The sequence below is a fragment of the Pseudoalteromonas sp. 2CM28B genome (genome assembly GCF_023161935.1).
Window position 1 is genome coordinate 1 of record NZ_JALNTH010000113.1, and the last position, 612, is coordinate 612.

Genomic DNA, 612 nt, shown 5'->3' on the forward strand with positions numbered 1-612 from the left:
AGCTCAGTTGGTAGAGCAGTGGACTTTTAATCCATTGGTCGATGGTTCAAGTCCATCATGACCCACCATTCTTTATTTAGGTAAAGATTGGTTTAATCGGCGGATTTACGCAGCGTGTTAATTCTACACAGAATTTAGAGCGGGTCATTAGCTCAGTTGGGTGAATAAGAACCGAAACGAAGTTTCGCAGTCTTATGAACGCGAGTCAGGACGACGAGCCGGTCCCAAGCTTCAGGATGAATTAATGGCAGTTAGACACAGAGCGGGTCATTAGCTCAGTTGGTAGAGCAGTGGACTTTTAATCCATTGGTCGATGGTTCAAGTCCATCATGACCCACCATTCTTTATTTAAGTAAAGATTGGTTTAATCGGCGGATTTACGCAGCATGTTAATTCTACACAGAATTTAGAGCGGGTCATTAGCTCAGTTGGGTGAATAAGAACCGAAACGAAGTTTCGCAGTCTTATGAACGCGAGTCAGGACGACGAGCCGGTCCCAAGCTTCAGGATGAATTAATGGCAGTTAGACACAGAGCGGGTCATTAGCTCAGTTGGTAGAGCAGTGGACTTTTAATCCATTGGTCGATGGTTCAAGTCCATCATGACCCACCA

The 612-nt window shown here is 45.1% G+C and carries 2 tRNA genes; both read left to right on the plus strand.

The features are described 5' to 3' along the window. Positions 1-264: 264 nt before the first annotated feature. A tRNA-Lys gene (locus MTN96_RS36865) sits at positions 265-340 on the plus strand. A gap of 196 nt (positions 341-536) precedes the next feature. Then, a tRNA-Lys gene (locus MTN96_RS36870) sits at positions 537-612 on the plus strand.